3 protein-coding genes and 2 pseudogenes are annotated in these 3,929 nt (G+C 73.1%); 3 read left to right on the top strand and 2 right to left on the bottom strand.

Annotated features, from left to right (window positions below; all coding sequences use genetic code 11):
- A pseudogene (locus ABZ371_RS30030) lies at positions 1–199 on the bottom strand (hypothetical protein); the annotation flags it as partial.
- Here ABZ371_RS30030 and ABZ371_RS30035 point away from each other — a divergent pair.
- The 3 genes from ABZ371_RS30035 to ABZ371_RS30045 all read left to right on the top strand — a co-directional run bounded on the left by ABZ371_RS30035 (position 198) and on the right by ABZ371_RS30045 (position 2,949).
- Positions 198–1,352, top strand: a complete 1,155-nt coding sequence (locus ABZ371_RS30035) for an adenosine deaminase (protein ID WP_358685502.1) — start codon at positions 198–200, stop codon at positions 1,350–1,352. The pseudogene ABZ371_RS30030 and the gene ABZ371_RS30035 sit on opposite strands and share 2 nt — an antisense overlap.
- 23 nt (positions 1,353–1,375) lie before the next feature.
- Positions 1,376–2,083 (top strand): glycerophosphodiester phosphodiesterase, encoded by a 708-nt coding sequence (locus ABZ371_RS30040; RefSeq protein ID WP_358685504.1) that lies wholly within the window; start codon positions 1,376–1,378, stop codon positions 2,081–2,083.
- Between the two features lie 65 nt (positions 2,084–2,148).
- On the top strand, positions 2,149–2,949 hold the full coding sequence (locus ABZ371_RS30045) for an SAM-dependent methyltransferase (protein WP_358685506.1): 801 nt from the start codon (positions 2,149–2,151) through the stop codon (positions 2,947–2,949).
- 303 nt (positions 2,950–3,252) lie between these two features.
- Here the strand turns inward: ABZ371_RS30045 and ABZ371_RS30050 are convergent.
- Positions 3,253–3,791: pseudogene (locus tag ABZ371_RS30050) on the bottom strand (hypothetical protein).
- Positions 3,792–3,929 lie beyond the last annotated feature (138 nt).

Raw genomic sequence — 3,929 nt, forward strand, 5'->3', positions numbered from 1 at the left:
GGCCGAAGCCACCGGCCGCCCCGGGTATCGGTCCGGTGCCGTGGTCCACGCCGGGCATGGACGTGACCGTCGGCTGGCTGTGCACGGCCGGCGGGACGGCGTCGGCCGCGGGCTTCCCCAGATCGACCCGGCTGTCCGGCGGCGCCCACGGATCGCGCGGCGCGGCCCCGCCTCCTGGCTGCTCTGTGTTGTCTGACATGGGCCTCCCCCATCGTGGTCCCGCCATGCTACGGCCCGCCTCCGCGCCGAGGAGTCCCCCCTACGATGATCGGTGCAGCCGGTGCGCCCGGCCCAGTGACGAGATCCCGGAGAATCCGATGAACGCTCTGCACCCCTTTATCGCGGGGCTGCCCAAGGCCGAGCTCCACGTCCACCACGTCGGCTCCGCCTCGCCGCGCATCGTGGCGGAACTGGCCGCCCACCACCCCGACTCGAAGGTCCCCACCGATCCGGAGGCGCTGACGGACTTCTTCACCTTCACCGACTTCGGGCACTTCATCGACGTCTACCTCTCGGTGGTGGACCTCGTCCGCACCCCCGAGGACGTCCGGCTGCTGACCTTCGAGGTCGCCCGGGACATGGCCCGGCAGAACATCCGGTACGCGGAGCTGACCGTCACCCCGTTCAGCTCGACCCGCCGGGGCATCCCCGAGCAGGGGTTCATGGAGGCCATCGAGGACGCCCGCAAGGCCGCCGAGGCGGAGCTCGGCGTGGTCCTGCGCTGGTGCTTCGACATCCCGGGCGAAGCCGGTCTGGAGGCCGCCGAGGAGACCACCCGCCTCGCGGTGGACCTGCGTCCCGAGGGCCTCGTCTCCTTCGGTCTCGGCGGGCCCGAGATCGGGGTGGACCGGCCGCAGTTCAAACCGTACTTCGACCGGGCGATCGCCGCGGGCCTGCACTCCGTGCCGCACGCCGGGGAGACCACCGGCCCGCAGACCGTCTGGGACGCGCTGACCGCCCTGCGCGCCGAACGCGTCGGCCACGGCACGAGTGCGGTCGAGGACCCGGCGCTGCTGGCCCACCTCGCCGAGCACCGCATCGCGCTGGAGGTCTGCCCGACGTCCAACATCGCCACCCGGGCCGTGACCGACCTGGACCTGCACCCCGTGAAGGAGATGGCCGAGGCCGGCGTGCTGGTGACGATCAACAGCGACGACCCCCCGATGTTCGGCACCGACCTGAACAACGAGTACGGCGTGGCGGCGCGGCTGCTCGGGCTCGACGAGCGGGGTGTCGCCGGGCTGGCGAAGAACGCCGTGGAGGCGTCGTTCCTGGACCCGGCCGGCAAGCGGGCCCTGGCAGCCGAGATCGACACGTACACCGCGAACTGGCTGGAGACTCCCGGCCGGTGACCGCGGCCGGTCACAATGGCCCCATGGACACCACCGTCACGGCCGTGGCACACCGCGGCGACCCGTACCGGGCACGCGAGAACACCCTCCCCTCGATCCGGTCCGCCGTCGAACAGGGGGCCGACGCGGTCGAGATCGACGTCCGGGTGACCCGTGACGGGGTGCCCGTCCTCCTCCACGACTCCACGTTGGAGCGCCTGTGGGGCCACGACGTCCCGCTGGGCCGGCTCGGCCACGGGGAGCTGACCGAGCTGACCCGGGGCGGTGTGCCGACCCTGCGCGACGCGCTGCTGGCCACGGAGGGCCACCGGGTCATGGTGGACCTACCCGGCTCGACGGACGAGTCGGTGCGCCGGGTCGTCGAGGTGGTACGGGAGTGCGGGGCCGCCGCGCGGGCGTACTACTGCGCCGACACCCACGCCATGCTCCGGGTGCGGGCCGCCGACCCGGACGCCGAGATCGCGCTGACCTGGACGACGCCTGCCCCGCCGCGCCCCGTGCTCCTCGCTGCCGTGCGGCCGCGCTGGATGAACTACCGGTTCGGCCTGCTGGACCGGGAGCTGGCGGACCGGATCCACCGGGACGGGCTGCTGGTATCCGCCTGGACCGCCGACACGAAGCGCACGATGCGCCGCCTGCTGTCGTACGGCGTCGACTCGATCACCACCAACCGCGTCGACGCCCTGCGCTCGTTGCTGGCCGCGGGTGCCCGGTCCGGCGCCGCCTCCTGATCCGTCCGGCATCATGGCGGTGGCGAACCGCCCGTGATCCTCGACCCGGCGCCCCAGGAGCAGACGTGACCGAACCCGGCCCCCGCACCGCGTCCACCCGCATACGGTCCGACATCGCCCACAACGCGCGGGTGTGGAACTACTGGCTGGGTGGCGAGGACCACTACCCCGTGGACCGGGCGGTCGGGAAGCGGATCACCGAGATGTATCCGAGCATCGGCGAAGTGGCGCGTGCCGACCGGGAGTTCCTCGGCAGGGCGGTCCGTCATCTGGCCGGCGACGTGGGCATCGGCCAGTTCCTGGACATCGGTACCGGGCTGCCGACCGCGCACAACACCCATGAGGTCGCCCAGCACACCGCACCCGACGCCCGCGTCGTCTACGTCGACAACGACCCGGCCGTGCTGGCGCACGCGCGCTCGCTGCTCACCAGCTCTCCGGAGGGGGCCACCGCCTACGTCGACGCGGACGCCCGCGACCCCGAACGGATCCTCCGGGCGGCCGGGGCGACGCTGGACCTCCGGCGGCCGGTCGCGGTCACCATGCTCGGCATCCTCAACTTCGTCCTGGACACGGACGAGGCGCGTGGGATCGTGACGACGCTGATGGGCGCCCTGCCCCCGGGCAGCCACCTGGTACTCACCCACCCCACGCTGGAACTCGGCGGCGAGGGGAACGAGGCCGCGATGCGCTTCTGGAACGAGAACGCCACCCCGCCGATCACCGCCCGGGACCGCGCCGAGTTCATGTCGTTCATGGAGGGCCTGGAGATCCTGGAGCCCGGCGTCGTGTCCTGCTCCCGCTGGCGCGCGGCGTCCGGCGGCCCCGTGGTCGCTCAGTTCGGAGCGGTGGCACGGAAGCCCTGACACCGGCCCGGGGGGAAGGCCGCCGGAGGACGGCCCGGGGGGCGGGGTGGCAGGAGGCGCTCCGCCGGTCACGCGGCACCAGGTGGCTCCCGCGCGAGGCGTGGGCCGTCGACGCGGCCGTCACGCCGCTGGTGCGGGCGGCCGTGACCATGCCGTTCCCGGTGCCCCGTGCCGCCGAACCGCCCCCCGCCACCTGGAGTGCCTACGGGCTGACGACCCTGTCCGCCCTCCCGCCGACCGCCCGCGGGCGGGAACCGCGGTCGCGGTCCTGCCGGCGCGGGCCGCGGGCGGCGCCGCGCGTCCTCAGGTCGCGGGGACGGGCGCCGGCGGTCCGGCCGGAGCCCTCTCCATCGTCTCCAGCCGTTCGATCATGCGGTGCACCACGAGCAGCGGGATGACGCCGAAGACCCCGAAGGACATGTCGATGACGGACCACCAGAAGGGGATGTCCCGGATCGGTCCGCAGATCAGGGCCAGCGGGATGATCCCGGCGCAGGCGATCATGCCGAACTCGACGACCCAGACGTTGCGGACGGGGTCGCGGTAGGGCCCGTAGAAGGCGACGGCGATGACGAGGTGGGCGAAGGCCAGCCAGTCGGTGCCGTACAGGACGAAGGGGTACTCGGCGTCCGCCTCGTCGAGGCCGGTGCGCACCCTGGTGATCCACTCGGCCAGGGCCGGGAAGTGCTCCGGGACGGGCGAGGAGGAGGAGTTCAGCAGTTCCTCGGCCCAGCGGAGTTCGTGGACCAGCGGGAAGGCGGTCAGCCCGCTGAGCACCAGAAGACGGTGAAGACGGCCAACCACACGCGTATGCGCCTCGACAGGGCGCGTCGCTCGCTCATGCCCGCAGCGTACGCCCATCATGAACATGTTCAATTTTCGGGGTGGCCGCCCGCGTCCCGGGGTGGCGGGTCCCCGCCCGGCGTGGGCGGACGAGGCCGGCGGCGGACACGCGAACGGCCCCCGACCGGAGCCCGGGG

The sequence above is a fragment of the Streptomyces sp. NPDC005899 genome (genome assembly GCF_040629645.1).
Taxonomy (GTDB): Bacteria; Actinomycetota; Actinomycetes; order Streptomycetales; family Streptomycetaceae; genus Streptomyces.